Origin of the sequence: Pseudomonas sp., from assembly GCF_050739935.1 — a bacterium.
Lineage (GTDB): Bacteria > Pseudomonadota > Gammaproteobacteria > Pseudomonadales > Pseudomonadaceae > Aquipseudomonas.
Map to the genome: position 1 here is coordinate 108,289 of NZ_JBOICF010000022.1, position 18,672 is coordinate 126,960.

At 57.7% G+C, this 18,672-nt stretch carries 17 protein-coding genes; 15 read left to right on the plus strand and 2 right to left on the minus strand.

What is annotated here, in order from left to right; translation table 11 throughout:
- Positions 1 to 250 precede the first annotated feature (250 nt).
- From aat to infA, 3 genes are all read left to right on the plus strand, one after another.
- On the plus strand, positions 251 to 940 hold the full coding sequence (gene aat / locus ACRER8_RS03320; protein WP_431744928.1) for a leucyl/phenylalanyl-tRNA--protein transferase: 690 nt from the start codon (positions 251 to 253) through the stop codon (positions 938 to 940).
- Between the two features lie 47 nt (positions 941 to 987).
- Positions 988 to 1,695, plus strand: coding sequence for an arginyltransferase (locus ACRER8_RS03325; protein ID WP_431744929.1), 708 nt, complete (start codon positions 988 to 990; stop codon positions 1,693 to 1,695).
- 101 nt (positions 1,696 to 1,796) lie between these two features.
- On the plus strand, positions 1,797 to 2,015 hold the full coding sequence (infA, locus tag ACRER8_RS03330; protein ID WP_002553999.1) for a translation initiation factor IF-1: 219 nt from the start codon (positions 1,797 to 1,799) through the stop codon (positions 2,013 to 2,015).
- A 293-nt stretch (positions 2,016 to 2,308) separates the two neighbouring features.
- Here infA and clpA read toward each other — a convergent pair whose 3' ends face one another.
- Entirely contained in the window at positions 2,309 to 4,579 is a 2,271-nt protein-coding gene (gene clpA, locus ACRER8_RS03335) for an ATP-dependent Clp protease ATP-binding subunit ClpA (RefSeq protein WP_431744930.1), read from the minus strand.
- A gap of 29 nt (positions 4,580 to 4,608) precedes the next feature.
- Positions 4,609 to 4,971 carry an ATP-dependent Clp protease adapter ClpS gene (gene clpS, locus ACRER8_RS03340; RefSeq protein ID WP_110950555.1) on the minus strand — a complete coding sequence of 121 codons (363 nt, stop codon included), beginning with the start codon at positions 4,969 to 4,971 and terminating at the stop codon, positions 4,609 to 4,611.
- A 222-nt stretch (positions 4,972 to 5,193) separates the two neighbouring features.
- Here clpS and ACRER8_RS03345 point away from each other — a divergent pair, with 222 nt between their 5' ends.
- The 12 genes from ACRER8_RS03345 to ACRER8_RS03400 all read left to right on the plus strand — a co-directional run bounded on the left by ACRER8_RS03345 (position 5,194) and on the right by ACRER8_RS03400 (position 18,663).
- Positions 5,194 to 5,484, plus strand: coding sequence for a cold shock domain-containing protein (locus ACRER8_RS03345; protein WP_431744931.1), 291 nt, complete (start codon positions 5,194 to 5,196; stop codon positions 5,482 to 5,484).
- Between the two features lie 649 nt (positions 5,485 to 6,133).
- Positions 6,134 to 8,359, plus strand: a complete 2,226-nt coding sequence (locus ACRER8_RS03350; protein WP_431744932.1) for an NADP-dependent isocitrate dehydrogenase — start codon at positions 6,134 to 6,136, stop codon at positions 8,357 to 8,359.
- 325 nt (positions 8,360 to 8,684) lie between these two features.
- Complete coding sequence (locus ACRER8_RS03355) at positions 8,685 to 9,125, plus strand: NUDIX hydrolase (protein ID WP_431744933.1); 441 nt, start codon at positions 8,685 to 8,687, stop codon at positions 9,123 to 9,125.
- A gap of 70 nt (positions 9,126 to 9,195) precedes the next feature.
- The gene (gene mnmA / locus ACRER8_RS03360) at positions 9,196 to 10,326 is read left to right on the plus strand and encodes a tRNA 2-thiouridine(34) synthase MnmA (protein WP_431744934.1); all 1,131 of its coding nucleotides are present in this window, start codon (positions 9,196 to 9,198) and stop codon (positions 10,324 to 10,326) included.
- A complete protein-coding gene (gene hflD / locus ACRER8_RS03365) occupies positions 10,326 to 10,946 on the plus strand; it encodes a high frequency lysogenization protein HflD (RefSeq protein ID WP_431744935.1) in 621 nt (206 codons plus the stop codon). The genes mnmA and hflD overlap by 1 nt, the downstream gene beginning before the upstream one ends.
- Before the next feature lie 132 nt (positions 10,947 to 11,078).
- Positions 11,079 to 12,449: an adenylosuccinate lyase gene (gene purB / locus ACRER8_RS03370; protein WP_431744936.1), complete on the plus strand. Its 1,371-nt coding sequence runs from the start codon at positions 11,079 to 11,081 to the stop codon at positions 12,447 to 12,449.
- Between the two features lie 84 nt (positions 12,450 to 12,533).
- The gene (locus ACRER8_RS03375) at positions 12,534 to 13,700 is read left to right on the plus strand and encodes a JmjC domain-containing protein (RefSeq protein ID WP_431744937.1); all 1,167 of its coding nucleotides are present in this window, start codon (positions 12,534 to 12,536) and stop codon (positions 13,698 to 13,700) included.
- Positions 13,693 to 14,118: a GNAT family N-acetyltransferase gene (locus ACRER8_RS03380; RefSeq protein WP_431744938.1), complete on the plus strand. Its 426-nt coding sequence runs from the start codon at positions 13,693 to 13,695 to the stop codon at positions 14,116 to 14,118. The genes ACRER8_RS03375 and ACRER8_RS03380 overlap by 8 nt, the downstream gene beginning before the upstream one ends.
- Positions 14,119 to 14,294: 176 nt before the next feature.
- Entirely contained in the window at positions 14,295 to 15,083 is a 789-nt protein-coding gene (locus tag ACRER8_RS03385; protein WP_431744939.1) for a secretin N-terminal domain-containing protein, read from the plus strand.
- 579 nt (positions 15,084 to 15,662) lie between these two features.
- Positions 15,663 to 16,988: an isocitrate lyase gene (gene aceA / locus ACRER8_RS03390; RefSeq protein WP_431744940.1), complete on the plus strand. Its 1,326-nt coding sequence runs from the start codon at positions 15,663 to 15,665 to the stop codon at positions 16,986 to 16,988.
- Positions 16,989 to 17,564: 576 nt separating this feature from the next.
- Entirely contained in the window at positions 17,565 to 17,978 is a 414-nt protein-coding gene (locus ACRER8_RS03395) for an NADH-quinone oxidoreductase subunit A (RefSeq protein ID WP_062380742.1), read from the plus strand.
- A gap of 10 nt (positions 17,979 to 17,988) precedes the next feature.
- Positions 17,989 to 18,663 carry a NuoB/complex I 20 kDa subunit family protein gene (locus ACRER8_RS03400; RefSeq protein WP_431744941.1) on the plus strand — a complete coding sequence of 225 codons (675 nt, stop codon included), beginning with the start codon at positions 17,989 to 17,991 and terminating at the stop codon, positions 18,661 to 18,663.
- Positions 18,664 to 18,672: the final 9 nt, after the last annotated feature.

Here is an 18,672-nt window from a genome sequence, read left to right on the forward strand (position 1 = left end):
CAGATCTTCAAGCATCGATGACACCGGGCGATTTGATCACGCATTCTCTTAGCTGACAAAGGCTTATAGCCTGTTGCTGCCGCACTTTGTACCGAACTGAATAACTGTCCAATGGCCATACTCGAGTAAAGAGAATAAATCTGCCCAGACTTCCCCATTGCAGCAACGGTCAACCGCCTGTGACCGCATTCACGGCCTGTAGTTGCACCTGTGCCTGCACTCCTCTCCCCTCTCGTGAAATCGGAACGCCATGCTGACCTGGTTACAACGCGACACTCTCGATTTTCCGCCGCTTGAAAAGGCCATGCGCGAACCGAACGGGCTATTGGCTGGCGGGGGTGATCTATCGGCTGACCGACTGATCGCGGCCTACCGCCATGGCTGTTTTCCGTGGTACCAGCAGGGCCAGCCGATTTTATGGTGGTCACCGGATCCGCGTACGGTGCTGTTTCCCGACGAGCTGCACGTATCTCGCAGTCTCGCCAAAGTCCTGCGCCAGCAGCGTTATCAGGTGAGCTTCGATGAGGATTTCCCGGCGGTCATACGCGCCTGTGCCGAGCCTCGCGCTTACGCGGACGGTACATGGATCACAGACTCCATGCAGGCGGCGTATATCGAATTGCACGCACGCGGTCATGCCCACAGCGTCGAGGTCCGGGAAAACGGCGAGCTGGTGGGCGGCCTGTACGGCCTGGCCATGGGTCAGCTGTTTTTCGGCGAGTCGATGTTCAGCCGCGCCGACAATGCATCCAAGGTCGGTTTTGCAACGCTGGTCGAACATCTCAAGGATTGGGGCTTTGTTTTGATCGATTGCCAGATGCCGACGCGGCACCTGCAAAGTCTGGGCGCCCGCTCGATTTCCCGGCAAGCGTTCGCTGCCTACTTGAACAAACACCTGGATCTGACAAATTCCGCCGACTGGTTACCTAGGCGAGTTTGATTCGGCTGGCATACACTCTCACCTATAGTTTTTCTCGAGGGTTGATCATGACCGAGCTGGCGCGGCTTAAGTTCTATGCCACTCAACCCCACTCCTGCAGCTACCTGCCCGAAGAGCAAGCCACAACGCTGTTCCTCGATCCCAGTCAGCCAATGGATGTTCAGGTCTATGCCGACCTTTCCGACATGGGGTTTCGTCGCAGTGGCGATCATCTCTATCGCCCGCACTGCCAGAACTGCAGTGCCTGCGTGCCCGCCCGTATTCCGGTGGGACTTTTCGTACCCGATCGTCAGCAAAAACGTATTTTCAAGAAAAACGCCGACATCGAAGTGTCCAGCACCAAGCCGCACTTCAGCGAAGAATATTTTGACTTGTACCAGCGATACATCGAAGAGCGTCACGCAGATGGCGACATGTACCCACCCAGTCGCGATCAGTTCTCGACCTTTCTGGTACGGGATCTGCCCTTCTGCCGCTTCTACGAGTTCCGCCTGAAGGAGCGCCTTCTCGCTGTCGCGGTGACCGACATGCTGCCAAACGGCCTTTCGGCGGTGTACACGTTTTATGAACCCGCGGAGGAGCGTCGCAGCCTGGGACGCTACGCAATCCTTTGGCAAATTGCCGAAGCCGCTCGTCTCGGGCTGCATGCGGTGTACCTGGGTTACTGGATCAAGAACTGCAAAAAGATGAATTACAAGACCCAATATCGCCCCATCGAGCTGTTGACCAATCAAAGATGGGTCACTCTTTACTGAATCCCTTGGCTTGAACCCCACTTTTCGGGCACAATGCAGCCCGCTTTTGCCTGGCTGCCGTTTGCACCGGGCCATTCATTGGATACCGAGGGCTTTACTGCATGTCGAAAGAAGACAGCTTCGAAATGGAAGGCACTGTCGTCGACACCCTGCCCAACACCATGTTCCGTGTGGAGTTGGAAAATGGGCACGTCGTAACCGCGCACATCTCCGGCAAGATGCGCAAGAACTACATTCGTATTCTTACCGGCGATAAGGTCCGCGTTGAACTGACGCCCTACGACTTGAGCAAAGGGCGCATCACCTACCGCGCCCGCTAACAGGTCTTAACAAAAACGCCCGGTTTATACCGGGCGTTTTTGTTTGCGCGAGATTTGCCCGCCCTGTGTGAGCGCGCTTGCCCGTGATTTCGCTTGTGTTGCAGTTGTCACACGCTGAGCAAGCCTGTGGGAGTGAGCTCGCTCACGAAGGCGTCAGGACAGATAGCCATTCAGCGTCTGACTCGACCCATTCGTGAGCAAGCTCACTCCCACAGGCTTCATGACGTTTTCAAATTCGCACAAATAACAAAAAGGCGCCAATCGGCGCCTTTCTGCTGTGCTGCAACGAAACGTCAGGCCATTTCTGCCGTGGTCTCGTAGTCGAACGTGATCTCGCCGTCCTTGAAGTCGATGTGTACGACGCCGCCATGTTCGGACAAATCGCCGAAGAGGATTTCCTCGGCCAATGGACGCTTGATCTTGTCCTGGATCAGACGCGCCATCGGGCGAGCGCCCATCGCCGCATCGTAACCACCTTCCGCCAGATAGCTCCTGGCCGCATCGGTCACTTCGAGCAACACGCGCTTGTCTTCCAGTTGCGCCTGAAGCTCGGTAAGGAACTTGTCCACCACGCTCTTGATAACCTCATGGCTAAGGCGACCAAACTGAATGATGGTATCCAGACGATTGCGGAATTCCGGCGTAAAGCTCTTCTTGATGACCTCCATCGCATCGGACGAGTGGTCCTGATGGGTGAAGCCGATCGAAGCACGCGCCGCGGTTTCCGCACCGGCGTTGGTGGTCATGATCACGATCACATTGCGGAAATCCGCCTTGCGCCCGTTGTTGTCGGTCAAGGTGCCATGGTCCATAACCTGCAACAGCAGGTTGAAGACTTCCGGATGCGCCTTTTCGATCTCATCGAGCAGCAACACACAGTGTGGCTGCTTGGTGATGGCTTCGGTCAACAGCCCGCCCTGATCGAACCCGACATAACCAGGAGGCGCACCGATCAGACGCGATACGGTGTGACGCTCCATGTACTCGGACATATCAAAACGCACCAGCTCGATACCCAGAGCCTTGGCCAGTTGACGCGCTGCCTCGGTCTTGCCGACACCAGTCGGACCTGCAAACAGGAATGAACCTACAGGTTTATCCGGAGACTTCAGACCTGCGCGAGACAGCTTGATAGCGGTGGACAGAGAATCGATCGCCGCATCCTGACCAAACACGGTCAGCTTGAGATCGCGCTCAAGGTTGCGCAGCAGTTCTTTGTCGGAGCTGTTGACGTGCTTTGGCGGAATCCGCGCGATTTTCGCGACGATGTCTTCAACCTGTGGCACTTCGATGCGTTTGACGCGCAACTCGACCGGCTGCAGACGCTGATAGGCGCCTGCCTCATCAATCACGTCAATGGCCTTGTCCGGCATGTGACGGTCGTTGATGTAGCGCGACGCCAGTTCAGCAGCGGCACGCAGCGCCTCATCGCTGTATTCGATGTTGTGGTGCTGTTCGAACCGACCTTTCAGGCCGCGAAGGATACCGATGGTGTCTTCGACAGACGGCTCGGACACGTCGACTTTCTGGAAGCGACGGGCCAGCGCACGGTCTTTCTCGAAGATCCCGCGGAATTCCTGGAACGTGGTCGAACCGATGCAACGGATATCACCCGAAGACAACAGCGGCTTGAGTAGGTTGGAGGCGTCCATCACCCCGCCGGACGCAGCACCGGCACCAATAATGGTGTGGATTTCGTCGATGAACAGGATCGCGTGTGGACGTTTCTTCAGCTCACCGAGCAGTGCCTTGAAGCGCTTCTCGAAGTCGCCACGGTATTTGGTGCCGGCCAGCAATGCGCCCAAATCCAGAGAATAGACGACGCTGTTGGCCAGCAGGTCCGGCACCTGATTGTCGACGATGCGCTTGGCCAGGCCTTCGGCGATGGCCGTTTTACCGACACCGGCCTCACCGACCAGCAACGGGTTGTTTTTGCGACGGCGCGCGAGAATCTGAGCGACGCGCTCGACTTCCAGCTCACGGCCGACCAGGGGATCGATGCGGCCCTGACGGGCCAATTCATTCAGGTTGCTGGCATAGGCATCCAGAGGATTGCCCGAAGAAGAAGACTCACCGCCCTCATCATCCTGCATATCTTGCTCACCTTCAGAGTGATCGCCATGCCCAGGCACCTTGGAAATGCCGTGAGCGATATAGTTGACGACATCGATACGGGCAACGCTCTGCTGTTTCAGCAGAAACACCGCCTGACTTTCCTGCTCACTGAAAATCGCCACCAGAACGTTTGCGCCGGTGACTTCACGCTTACCGGAACTCTGCACATGAAACACGGCACGCTGGAGCACGCGCTGGAAGCCCAGGGTGGGTTGGGTCTCGCGATCCTCATCGTGTACGGGGATCAGCGGCGTGGTGGAGTCGATGAACTCCTGAAGGTCGTGTTTAAGTTTGTCGAGGTTTGCGCCGCAGGCACGCAGAACAGTGGCGGCAGCCTCATTGTCCAATAGGGCCAACAGGAGGTGCTCGACGGTCATGAATTCATGACGTTTGGAGCGGGCCTCCTTGAAAGCCAAATTGAGGGTGACTTCGAGCTCACGGTTTAACATAGCTTCACCTCATACCCAAGTGTCCGGCGTTAACCGTCCTTCTCGATCTCACAGAGTAGCGGATGCTGGCTTTCCCTGGCGTATTGGTTGACCTGCATTGCCTTGGTCTCGGCGATGTCGCGGGTAAACAATCCGCACACTGCCCGTCCCTCTGTATGGACGGCCAGCATGACCTTGGTCGCCAGCTCACGATTCAGGTTGAAGAACACCTCGAGCACTTCGACAACGAAATCCATCGGGGTGTAGTCATCGTTGAATAAAACCACCTTGTACATCGGTGGCACCTGCAATGTCGGCTTGGCTTCCTGTACAGCGATGCCCGCCGCTTCGTCCTCATGGGATTGCGGATCATCCTGATTGAATGTTAGTCGAATCTTGCTGATTGCATGCATGGTAAAGAAGGTTCGTAGGGGACGAAATTGAAATAAGTAGTCACGATCATGCAGCTTTTCAACTGGACCGCCGCTTGAGCTTGACTATCGGCTAATCGGTGTTACAAACAATAGAACCCACATTGGGTAAAAAGGGTCCGCGCAGTCAACCAAAATTTTTTAGGTCCGGCGGATGAGAGGTGATGATACTCCCATCGGAGTCCTTTGCAGAGGGATGTGACTATGCTAAGCGGTACTGTGCTACGCGGTAAGGTCAAGTGGTTCAACAACGCCAAGGGGTATGGCTTCATCGTCACGGAAAGCAGACCTGGGGAAGACCTGTTCGCGCATTATTCGGCCATAAAAATGGACGGATACAAAACGCTCAAGGCAGGCCAGGCGGTCAAGTTCGACGTCATTCAGGGTCCCAAAGGGACGCACGCAGTGGACATATACGCTGATACCGAAGCGCTGGGTGCGGACGCTGCTCCCGCACATAACAAGCGACACGAACACCGCAAAGATCACGCCTGAGCCGGACCGTTCAAGCGCGAGACTCATGAAAACCGGTCAGCTCTGTCTGAGCTGACCGTTTTTTTTGCCCGCGGACTCTCCGCGTTCCCATATAAATGAACAAGGCTACCCCGAGGCCAATAAAGATAGCGTTTTGACTTCGCCAAAAACCCCGGCCGGCTGACAGCGTTCTCTCTGATCGCATGCGGTTTGCGCCTCAGCTCTCCCCGAATGCTCCTTTAGTCGAAATCCGACTTGCGATTCATCCATGCTTCACTACGCTTGTACGACTGCAACAGTCTGCCGCAGACCCCATGAGACGCGGGCTTCAAGGTTTTGCGGAATTTTCGGGATGGGAACCGGAAGGCTGAATCGATCAAGGCGCCTGTCAAGCGTTCACACTACTATCGTATTAATGGCCGGGACCGGTGGTATACTCGCCGCCGGTGACCACAGGGTCATTGGGGGCCGAGCCATCTGAAACGAGACTTTCAGCCCTCGAAAGGCCGTACCCTTAACCAGGGTCCAGCCGCTTGATGCTTGACTGAAGTACCTCATTCACGCGACGAAATTCTCGACTTTCGGCTCATCGATACCTTGGGCGAAAGTGCCTACCCTGCGCATCTCGAAATTTTGTGTACGCTCAGCAAAGAAGAGAGTTATCCCGAAAATGTCCAACCGCTCGAAGATCATCTATACCTTCACCGACGAAGCTCCTGCGCTCGCCACCTACTCGTTGCTTCCTATCATCGAAGCATTCACCGCCTCCGCCGATATCACCGTCGAAACCCGCGACATCTCTCTTGCAGCCCGTATCCTGGCCAGCTTCCCCGAGCGCCTGGGTGACAAGAAGGTTTCCGACGATCTGGCCGAGCTGGGCGAACTGGCGACCACTCCAGAAGCGAACATCATCAAGCTGCCGAACATCAGCGCCTCGGTCCCGCAACTGAAAGCGGCGATCAAGGAACTGCAGGCCAAGGGCTACGACGTGCCGGACTATCCGGATGAAGTCGTGACCGAAGCTGACAAGGTCGCTCGTGCTGGCTACGACAAGGTAAAAGGCAGCGCCGTGAACCCGGTTCTGCGTGAAGGTAACTCTGATCGCCGCGCACCGCTTTCGGTCAAGAACTACGCGCGCAAGCACCCGCACAAGATGGGAGCTTGGGCTGCTGACTCCAAATCCCACGTTGCCCACATGGACAACGGCGACTTCTACGGCAGCGAAAAATCCTCGCTGATCGAAACCGCAGGCTCGGTCAAGATCGAACTGATCGGCAAAGACGGCAGCACCACTGTACTGAAGGACAAGACCTCGGTCCTGGCCGGTGAAGTGATCGACTGCGCCGTCATGAGCAAGAAAGCCCTGCGTGCTTTCGTCGCCAAGGAAATCGAAGACGCCAAGAAACTGGGCGTTCTGTTCTCCGTTCACCTCAAAGCCACCATGATGAAGGTCTCCGACCCGATCATGTTTGGCGAATTCGTGGCCGAGTATTACCAGGACGCGTTGAACAAGCACGCTGAAGTCCTGAAAGAAATCGGCTTCAACCTGCACAACGGTATCGGCGATCTGTACGCCCGCATCAAGGATCTGCCAGCCGACCAGCAGGCGCAGATCGAAGCGGACGTCAAAGCCGTTTACGCGACCCGCCCTCCATTGGCAATGGTCAACTCCGACAAGGGCATCACCAACCTGCACGTACCGAGCGACGTCATCGTCGATGCCTCGATGCCTGCGATGATTCGTGATTCCGGCAAGATGTGGAACAACGAAGGCGTCCTGCAGGACACTAAGGCTGTGATCCCGGATCGCTGCTACGCCACTATCTACCAGGCAGTGATCGAAGACTGCAAGAAACACGGCGCCTTCGATCCGACCACCATGGGCAGCGTTCCGAACGTTGGCCTGATGGCGCAGAAAGCCGAAGAGTACGGCTCGCACAACAAGACCTTCCAGATCGAAACCGACGGCGTGGTCCGCGTCACCGACGACAAAGGTCAGGTGCTGATGGAGCAAAATGTTGAGGCCGGCGACATCTGGCGCATGTGCCAGACCAAGGACGCGCCGATTCAGGACTGGGTCAAACTGGCGGTCAACCGTTCGCGCCTGAGCAACACGCCGGCCATTTTCTGGCTGGACCCACAGCGTGCCCACGACGCCGTGATGATCAAGAAGGTCGAGAAATACCTGAAAGATCACGACACCACTGGCCTGGACATCACCATCAAGGCGCCAGTCGATGCGATGAAGGTCTCCCTGGAGCGCATCCGCGCTGGCAAGGACACCATTTCGGTGACCGGTAACGTGTTGCGCGACTACCTGACCGACCTGTTCCCGATCATGGAACTGGGCACCAGCGCCAAGATGCTGTCGATCGTTCCGCTGATGAGCGGCGGCGGTCTGTTCGAAACCGGCGCTGGCGGTTCGGCTCCAAAGCACGTTCAACAGCTCAACGAAGAGAACTTCCTGCGCTGGGATTCGCTCGGCGAATTCCTGGCACTGGCCGCTTCGCTGGAGCATCTGGGCAACGTCTACAACAACCCGAAAGCACTGGTGCTTGCCACTGCCCTGGACAAGGCCACCGGCCAGTTCCTGGACAACAACAAGTCGCCATCGCGCAAGGTTGGCGGTATCGACAACCGCGGTAGCCACTTCTATCTGGCGACCTACTGGGCCCAGGCTCTGGCTGCTCAGACCGAAGATACCGCACTGCAAGCCAAGTTCACCCAGCTGGCCAAGACCCTGACCGACAACGAAGCGACCATCGTCGCCGAGCTGAACAGCGTACAGGGCAAGCCTCTGGACATCGGCGGCTATTATTTCGCCACGCCGGAACTGGCCAGCAAAGCCATGCGGCCCAGCAAGACTCTGAACGACGCGATCAACGCGCTCAAGTAAGGTTTGGCGGATCGGTGGTTAATCCCGCCGATGCAGATCAAAAGCCCCGGCATTCATCTGCCGGGGCTTTTTTGCTAATCAGCGCACACTAAGTGTCCAGAGCAGCATTTCTACGCATGCATAAATGATCAGGTCACTGGCAGACCTCGATTACCCTGTGGGAGCGAATTCATTCGCGATTGGCCAGTGAAGCCGATGCATTTATGTCGGCCGAACAATTTTTCGCGAATGAATTCGCTCCCACAGGGTGTCGGTGCTGTCGCACCCATTCGTATTCATACGAAGCCCCCCTATATCCCCAGTCCTTATCTCGCAGAGCGAACCCATGACCTGGCAACCCCACATCACCGTCGCCACCATCATCGAAGACAACGGCCGCTTTCTGTTCGTCGAAGAATCGAAGAACGACAAGCTGGTGCTCAACCAACCCGCCGGGCACCTTGAAGCCAACGAAACCCTGCGCGAGGCGGCCATCCGCGAAACGCTCGAAGAAACCGGCTGGGATGTCGAGCTGACCGGCGTGGTCGGTATTTACCTGTACACCGCCCCAAGCAACGGCGTGACGTACCAGCGGGTGTGCTTCTCCGCCAAAGCGATCAAGCATCACCCCGAGCGCGCATTGGACACGGGCATTGTCGGCGCACCGTGGTTCAGCCGCGAGGAGCTGGCCAGTCAACCCGAACGCTGGCGCAGCCATCTGGTGCTGGAATGCATCGACGACTACCTTACCGGCCCCATCCACAGCCTGGATGTCGTGCGCAACTGAATAGCTTTTAGCCTTGCGGCCGACTCCCTGTTAGAATCGCGTCCTTTTCCAGACTACCCATCGAATACCTATGTCTGATTCAGCCTTTTCCAATCCAGAGAAGAAGCGCGTCATTGTCGGCATGTCCGGCGGCGTGGATTCTTCGGTCTCCGCCCTTCTGCTCATGGAGCAGGGTTATCAGGTGGAAGGCCTCTTCATGAAGAACTGGGAAGAAGACGACGGAACGGAATACTGCACCGCCATGGATGACCTCGCGGACGCCCAGGCCGTGTGCGACCGAATCGGTATCAAGCTGCACACGGTGAACTTCGCCGCCGAGTATTGGGATAACGTCTTCGAGCATTTCCTCGAAGAGTACAAGGCCGGTCGCACGCCGAACCCGGACATACTGTGCAACCGCGAGATCAAGTTCAAAGCCTTCCTCGATTACGCGTTCATGCTCGGCGCCGACCTGATTGCCACCGGTCACTACGTGCGTCGTCGCGATATCGACGGCCGCACCGAACTGCTCAAGGGCCTGGACCCGAACAAAGACCAGAGCTATTTCCTGCACGCCGTCGCGGGCGAACAGATCGCCAAGACCCTGTTTCCGGTCGGCGAACTGGAGAAGCCGGCAGTACGCGCGATCGCAGAGAAATATGAACTGGCCACCGCCAAGAAGAAGGATTCCACCGGGATCTGCTTCATCGGCGAGCGTCGTTTCACCGACTTCCTCAAACAATACCTGCCTGCGCAACCAGGCGAGATCAAGACCACCGAAGGCGAAGTCATCGGTCGCCATGCCGGCCTGATGTACCACACCATCGGTCAGCGGCAGGGTTTGGGCATCGGCGGCCTGAAAGATGCGGGTGACGAGCCGTGGTACGTGCTGGAGAAGGATCTGGAGCACAACGAGTTGATCGTCGGCCAGGGCAACGAGCACCCATGGCTGTTCTCCCGCGCCTTGCTGGCGTCGGAGATCTATTGGGTCAACCCGATCGATTTGAGCATCCCGCGCAAGCTGACCGCCAAGGTCCGTTACCGCCAAAGCGATCAGAGCTGCACGCTGGAACGCACCGCTACCGGCTACCGTGCAACCTTCAATGAACCACAACGGGCCGTGACACCCGGTCAGTCCGTAGTGTTCTACGATGGCGAAATCTGCCTCGGCGGTGGCGTCATCGAAATCGCCGAACCCTGGCACAGCAAGGACCCTCGTTGATGAGTCCGATCCAAGAGCAACTCACCGCACTGGGCGGCGTATTCCAGGCTGCCGTGCTGGTCGACCGTATCGCCAAGACCGGCCAGGCCAGCGAAGCGACTGTCGGCTGCCTGCTGGGAGGGTTGCTGGTGCTGGACCCCAAGGACACGCTGGATGTGTTTGGCGGCGACGATCTCAATCTGCGCGAAGGCTATCGGGCCCTTGCCAGCGCCCTTGAACGCGACCCCGGCACACTGCAACGCGAACCACTGCGTTATGCCCTGGCGATGCTGGGGCTGGAGCGTCAACTGTCCAAGCGTGACGACATGCTGGACACCATTGGCCGGCGCCTGCCGCAGATCAAATCCCAGGTAGAACACTTCGGTATCGTTCATGAAAACGTGATCGCCGCCAGCGGTGCGCTGTATCAGGAAACCCTGAGTACGCTGCGCCAGCGAATCCAGGTGCACGGCGACATGCGCAACCTGCAGCAACCTAATAATGCCTCGAAGATCCGCGCCTTGCTGTTGGCCGGAATTCGTTGCGCGCGACTTTGGCGACAAGTGGGCGGTCACCGCTGGCAACTGGTCGTCAGCCGTCGCAAGTTATTGAAAGAACTGTATCCCTTGATGCACGGCTGATTGCCGAGCACCGGGAAACAGCGGATTTACCCCATACGACGCGGTCCATCTCGGTCAGTCGGCCTCGGCTGATCCGAATTTTCATGTATGATACGCGCCCCATTTCGTTGCCCGACTGTCCGAGAACACCCCATGCAGCTTTCTTCGCTCACTGCGGTTTCCCCTGTAGACGGCCGCTACGCCGGCAAAACCCAGGCCCTGCGCCCTATTTTCAGCGAATACGGCCTGATCCGTTTCCGCGCCCTGGTAGAAGTTCGCTGGCTCCAGCGCCTGGCGGCTCACCCGCAAATCCCGGAAGTCCCGGCATTTTCCGCCGAAGCCAACGCCATTCTCGACGCGCTGGCCGATGACTTCGCTCTTGAGCACGCCGAGCGTGTGAAAGAGATCGAACGCACCACCAACCACGACGTCAAGGCGATCGAGTACCTGCTCAAGGAGCAGGCGGCCAAATTGCCGGAGCTGGCCAAGGTCAGTGAATTCATCCACTTCGCCTGCACCAGCGAAGACATCAACAACCTGTCGCACGCGCTGATGCTGCGTGAAGGCCGCGACACCGTGCTGCTGCCGCTGATGCGCCAGATCGCCGAAGCCATCCGCGAGCTGGCGATCCGTTTCGCCGCCGTGCCGATGCTGTCGCGCACCCATGGTCAGCCTGCTTCGCCGACCACCCTGGGCAAGGAGCTGGCCAACGTCGTTTACCGTCTGGAGCGTCAAATCGCCCAGGTTGCCGCCGTGCCGCTGCTTGGCAAGATCAACGGCGCCGTGGGCAACTACAACGCTCACCTGTCGGCCTATCCAGACATCGACTGGGAAGCCAACGCCCGCGCCTTCATCGAAGACGAACTGGGCCTGGGTTTCAACCCGTACACCACGCAGATCGAGCCGCACGACTACATCGCCGAGCTGTTCGATGCGATTGCCCGTTACAACACCATCCTGATCGATTTCGACCGCGACATCTGGGGTTACATCGCCCTGGGCTACTTCAAGCAGAAAACCGTCGCTGGCGAAATCGGCTCCTCGACCATGCCGCACAAGGTCAACCCGATCGACTTCGAAAACTCCGAAGGCAACCTGGGTATCGCCAACGCTCTGTTCCAGCACCTGGCAAGCAAACTGCCAATCTCTCGCTGGCAGCGCGACCTGACCGACTCCACCGTGCTGCGCAACCTCGGTGTGGGCTTCGCTCACAGCGTGATTGCTTACGAAGCGAGCCTCAAAGGTATCGGCAAGCTGGAGCTGAACGAACAAAAGATCGCGGCCGACCTGGACGCGTGCTGGGAAGTGCTCGCCGAGCCGATCCAGACCGTAATGCGTCGCTACGACATCGAAAACCCGTACGAAAAGCTGAAGGAGCTGACTCGCGGCAAGGGCATCAGCCCGGAAGCGCTGCAGACCTTCATCGATGGCCTGGACATGCCTGCCGAAGCCCGCGTCGAGCTGAAAAAGCTCACGCCAGCCAACTACATCGGCAACGCCGTGGCCCAAGCCAAGCGCATCTGATCGAACGCCCTACGCTCTGAACGCCCGGCTGAGCCGGGCGTTTTTATTCCAGTCTGAAAAATACGTTTTTTCAATAGGTTACACATGAATCCTGATATTCCTCTGCAGCTGCTTGGTGGCATCACGGCACGCGAATTCCTGCGTGATTACTGGCAGAAAAAACCGCTGCTCATTCGCCAGGCGATCCCGGACTTCGAGAGCCCGATCGACCCTGACGAACTGGCAGGCCTGGCGCTGGAAGAAGAGATCGAATCGCGCCTGATCATCGAGAACGGCGTGCGTCCCTGGGAATTGCGTCGCGGCCCGTTCGCCGAAGACGAGTTCAGCAAACTGCCCGAGACCGAATGGACGCTGCTGGTTCAGGCGGTCGATCAATTCGTGCCGGAAGTCGGCGAGTTGCTGGACAACTTCCGCTTCCTGCCCAGCTGGCGCATCGATGATGTGATGATCAGCTACGCCGCACCGGGTGGCAGCGTGGGCCCGCACTTCGATAATTACGATGTGTTCCTGCTGCAAGGCCACGGCAAGCGTCACTGGAAGATCGGCCAGATGTGCGACACCGACAGCCCGCTGCTGGAGCACGCGGATCTGCGTATCCTCGCCGACTTCCAGGGCAGCGACGAGTGGACCCTGGAACCGGGAGACATGCTTTACCTGCCGCCACGCCTGGCGCACTGGGGCGTGGCCGTGGATGACTGCCTGACTTACTCGGTCGGCTTTCGCGCGCCAAGTGCCGCCGAGGTCCTCACCCATTTCACCGACTTCCTCAGTCAGTTCATGTCTGACGAAGAGCGCTACACCGACGCCGATGCGCAGCCGGTCAGCGATCCGCATCAGATCCAGCGTGACGCGCTTGATCGCCTGAAAGCGCTGCTGGCCGAGCATATGGGCGACGAGCGCCTGCTGCTGACCTGGTTCGGCCAGTTCATGACCGAGCCGCGTTACCCGGAAATGGTCACCGGGCCGGAGCTGGACGACGCCGAACTGCTCGACAGCCTGGAACAGGGCGCGATCCTGATTCGCAACCCGAGCGCGCGTCTGGCCTGGTCGGAAGTCGACGAAGACCTGTTGCTGTTCGCCAGCGGCCAAAGCCGTCTGCTGCCCGGCCGTCTGCGCGAGCTGCTGAAACTGATCTGCGCGGCCGATGCACTGCATATCGACAATCTGGGCCAATGGCTGGCAGATGACGATGGTCGCAACCTGCTCTGCGAGCTGGTCAAACAAGGAAGTCTGGGGTTTGCTGATGAATAAGATCCAAGTACGGGTAGCCGACTGGCAGAAAGACAATGCCGACATCCGGCGTATCCGCGAAGGCGTATTCATTGCCGAGCAATCGGTGCCACCCGAGCTGGAATGGGACGCCGAAGACGCAGGCGCGCTGCACTTTCTGGCCCTGGAAGGCGATTACCCGATCGGTACGGCCCGGCTGCTGCCGGACGGTGAGATCGGTAGGCTTTCGGTGCTCAAGGACTGGCGCGGCCTGAAGGTTGGCGACGCTTTGCTGCAGTTCGTGATTGCTGAAGCGGAAAGCCGTGACCTCAGAGAGCAAAAGCTCAGCGCCCAGGTGTACGCAACTGCGTTCTACGAGCGCTTCGGCTTCACCGTGGTCAGCGAAGAGTTCCTCGAAGCCGGCCTGCCCCACGTGGATATGGTGCGCAATTCGCTTTAAGCGAGCAGCTTCCTGCAAACAGAACGCCCCGTCGTTATCGTCTCCGCGTCTCCGCTGACTATGCTGAAACGAGGACGCCGGGGCGTTTTGCTGTCTGCGATTCAACTTGGTCATATCCAGGCCGACAAACTGGCACACTCAACGCTTTGATGCGCCCCCTCGCGGAGATCACACCGATGTCGTTACGTACCCTGCTCGCTTCTGTGCTGTTGGCTTGCAGCTTCACGGCCGTTGCCGCCACCGAAGTCATCCCCCTGAATTACCGCACCAGCGACGATCTAATGCCCGCCGTCAAATCCTTTCTGGGCAATGAAGGCAGCGTCAACGCCTATGGCAACAAGCTCATCGTCAACGCAGAACCGGGCAAGCTCGGTGAGCTTCGCGATCTACTGGCGCAACTCGATACAGCGCCCAAGCGTCTGCTGATCAGTGTCGACACCAGCGACAACACGATCCAGAGTGACGAGGGTTATTCGGTCAACGGCACCGTGCGTTCGCAGAACGGCCGCGTCAGTGCCGATGGCAAGACCCGGATAATCAACTACGGCACTGCCAGCCGTGACGGCGGCGTGCAGCAGGTCCAGGCCAACGAAGGCACCCCCGCGTTGATCCAGGTCGGCCAGAGTATTCCGATCACCAACGTGCAGACCGACTCCTACGGCTACGCGCAGACCAACACTCAGTACCGTAACGTCACCCGTGGCTTCTATGTCACGGCGAGTATTACCGGCGACATCGTGCACCTGAACATCAGCACCAACAACGACCGCATGAGCCAGCAACAGGCCGATGCGATCAAGGTTCAGAGCACTGATACCCAGGTCAGCGGCCGGCTTGGCGAATGGATCACCCTGGCCGGTGTTAGCGATCAGTCTCGTGCAGACGAACAGGGGGTGACGCGGCGTTATTCGACTCAGGGGCGTGACGACATGACGTTGCGGGTGAAGGTCGACAGCCTCGATTGAGCCCACCTAAAGACACGCCTTACCTGCGGGGTGCGCTTGCTCACGAAATCGGTGTCCTGGCGAAACAAATGTTTCGTCTGACCTGACCTCTTCGGGAGCGAGTTCAAGCCCAAAGTTCTTATTTCTCTCCCGAAAATGTAGTGCCAACTCACGTCACTACATATCCCCGTCCCTTATGACCGCCCAGTGCTGCAGCTGACTTACCCTTCCCAGCACCTAAAGGCCTGAATCTGACTGATGAGTCGTATTAGACAAAAGATGTAGTGCCTAAAAAAACTCACTACAAAGTGTTTGACGACATGAAAAAGCCGAGGCATGATGGCCTCGCTGCCACTGATAAGAGGTCTTGCAGAAAGCCTCATGATCATGCTCATACCCTACCATATTGAGCAGATTCGCGACTTTTAGGCCCAAAAGGCAGTTTCACCGCTTCATTATCTTGAGGCGTAAAAAATCCCATTGAATGCAATGCTGTCCGATCAGTGAGCAGCCCTAGGTGCGCCCGGAGAAACCACAGGCGCTGGCGGAGCGAAGAGCTTCACCTCAAGACCCACAAGACTAAGCGACGAGGTTTACCCCATGACACTGACACGCGAACAACAAATTGCAGCCATCGAGAAAGACTGGGCCGAGAATCCACGCTGGAAAGGCGTAACCCGCACCTACTCCGCTGCTGACGTCGTCCGCCTGCGTGGCTCGATCCAGCCTGAACATACGCTGGCAAAATTGGGCGCTGAAAAGCTCTGGAATCTGGTGACTCAGGGGGCGAAGCCGTCCTTCCGTCCCGACAAGGATTTCGTCAACTGCATGGGCGCGCTGACTGGCGGTCAGGCCGTACAGCAAGTCAAGGCGGGCATCCAGGCGATCTACCTGTCCGGCTGGCAGGTAGCGGCGGACAACAATTCGGCGGAGTCGATGTACCCGGACCAATCGTTGTACCCGGTGGATTCGGTGCCGACCGTAGTCAAGCGCATCAACAACTCGTTTCGCCGCGCTGATCAGATCCAGTGGAAAGCCGGCAAGAACCCGGGCGACGAAGGCTATATCGATTACTTCGCGCCGATCGTCGCCGACGCTGAGGCCGGGTTCGGTGGCGTGCTGAACGCCTATGAATTGATGAAGAGCATGATCGAAGCAGGCGCTGCCGGCGTGCACTTCGAGGATCAGTTGGCCTCGGTGAAAAAATGCGGCCACATGGGCGGCAAGGTACTGGTGCCGACCCAGGAGGCAGTGCAGAAGCTGGTGGCAGCGCGTCTGGCGGCCGATGTCGCGGGCGTTCCGACCATCATTCTGGCGCGCACCGACGCTAACGCGGCGGACCTGCTGACGTCCGACTGCGACCCGTACGACCAACCATTCGTGACCGGCACTCGCACGCCGGAAGGCTTCTATAAAGTGCGCGCAGGTCTCGATCAGGCCATTGCTCGCGGCCTGGCCTACGCACCGTATGCCGATCTGATCTGGTGTGAAACCGCCAAGCCGGATCTGGACGAAGCTCGTCGTTTCGCCGAAGCGATCAAGAAGGAATACCCGGACCAGCTGCTGTCGTACAACTGCTCGCCTTCCTTCAACTGGAAGAAGAACCTGGATGACGCCACCATCGCCAAATTCCAGCGCGAGCTGTCGGCAATGGGCTACAAGCACCAGTTCATCACGCTAGCGGGTATCCACAACATGTGGCACAGCATGTTCAACCTGGCGCACGATTATGCCCGTAACGACATGACCGCCTACGTGAAGTTGCAGGAGCAGGAGTTCGCTGACGCGGCCAAGGGTTACACCTTCGTGGCGCACCAACAGGAAGTGGGCACCGGTTATTTCGACGACATGACCACGGTGATTCAGGGTGGCCAGTCCTCAGTCACCGCACTGACCGGCTCCACCGAAGAAGAACAATTCCACTGAGTTCTGCTCATTCGTCAAAGGCCGCCTTCGGGCGGCCTTTGTCATTGGGTCCGGAACCACGCAGAACTCGTAGAAGCCGACTTGCTCGCGAACCCGACGGGTAATCCGACGGCCGTGGGTCTGCCATACCTTTTTCGCAAGGACAATTAACGCCTTACCCAAGTAGCAGTTCATTAGTCGATAGACATGTCAAATCGACCGACAAAGGTTAATTAACACTGCTGGTTAATAAAGCTTCATTTGACACTACGCAGTAATGCCAACTTCGTCACTTTCCAGTGACAATCCCCAAATGAAGTTTCAAATGATATTAATTATCATTTCTCCCGCGCGTTTTTCATTACCGTTTACGGGAAACATAATTAACGAAATGGCCCGTAATGGCCGGCCGGCAAGGCCCCGCGCACTGAAATCGTGACCTGGCTCATTAATCCCGTGAATAAATTTGATGTAGAAAATTTACTTGCCCTCCTTTTGCACATAAAATCCCGGGATTGAGTGCACTGCGACATATCGTCACTGCTTCTACTTCTTTTCAAGCTCAGAGACCGTTGCTCTCTGTTAAGGACTGCCAGCATGCCCGAATCGACAGGTCTGATTGCCCACAACTGGGGCTTCGCCATTTTCCTTTTGGGCGTCATCGGCCTCTGTGCCTTCATGCTCGGCCTCTCCAGCCTGCTGGGCTCCAAAGCCTGGGGCCGTAGCAAGAACGAACCCTTCGAATCCGGAATGCTGCCAACCGGCGGTGCCCGCCTGCGGCTCTCCGCAAAATTCTATCTGGTCGCGATGCTCTTCGTGATCTTCGATATTGAAGCCCTCTTTCTGTACGCCTGGTCTGTGTCCGTCCGCGAAAGCGGCTGGACCGGCTTCGCCGAAGCTCTCGTTTTCATAGCAATTCTGTTGGCAGGTCTTGTCTACCTATGGCGTGTAGGGGCGCTCGATTGGGCTCCCGTAGGTCGCCGTAATCGGCAGGCGAAGCTAAAACAATGAGGCTTTGGCAATGCAATACAATCTCACCAGGATCGACCCGGATGCTCCTAACGAGCAGTACCCCATCGGCGAACGGGGAACCGTTTCCGATCCGTTAGAAGATCAAGTCCACAAAAACATCTTCATGGGCAAGCTCGAGGACGTACTGAGCGGTGCTGTCAACTGGGGTCGCAAGAACTCCCTTTGGCCGTACAACTTTGGTCTCTCCTGCTGCTACGTGGAAATGACCACCGCCTTCACGGCGCCCCACGACATCGCGCGCTTCGGCGCCGAAGTGATCCGGGCATCGCCGCGCCAGGCGGATTTCATGGTTATCGCCGGTACCTGCTTCATCAAGATGGCGCCCATCATCCAACGCCTCTACGAGCAAATGCTTGAGCCTAAATGGGTCATTTCCATGGGTTCCTGCGCCAACTCCGGTGGCATGTATGACATCTACTCCGTTGTGCAAGGCGTGGACAAGTTCCTGCCTGTGGATGTTTATGTGCCCGGCTGCCCGCCCCGCCCAGAGGCATTTCTGCAAGGCCTGATGCTGTTGCAGGAATCCATTGGCCAGGAGCGTCGCCCTCTTTCCTGGGTCGTCGGTGACCAAGGCGTGTATCGCGCCGAGATGCCGTCGCAGAAGGAGCAGCGCCGCGAACAGCGTATTCAGGTCACAAACCTGCGCAGCCCCGACGAAGTCTGATCCAGTTTT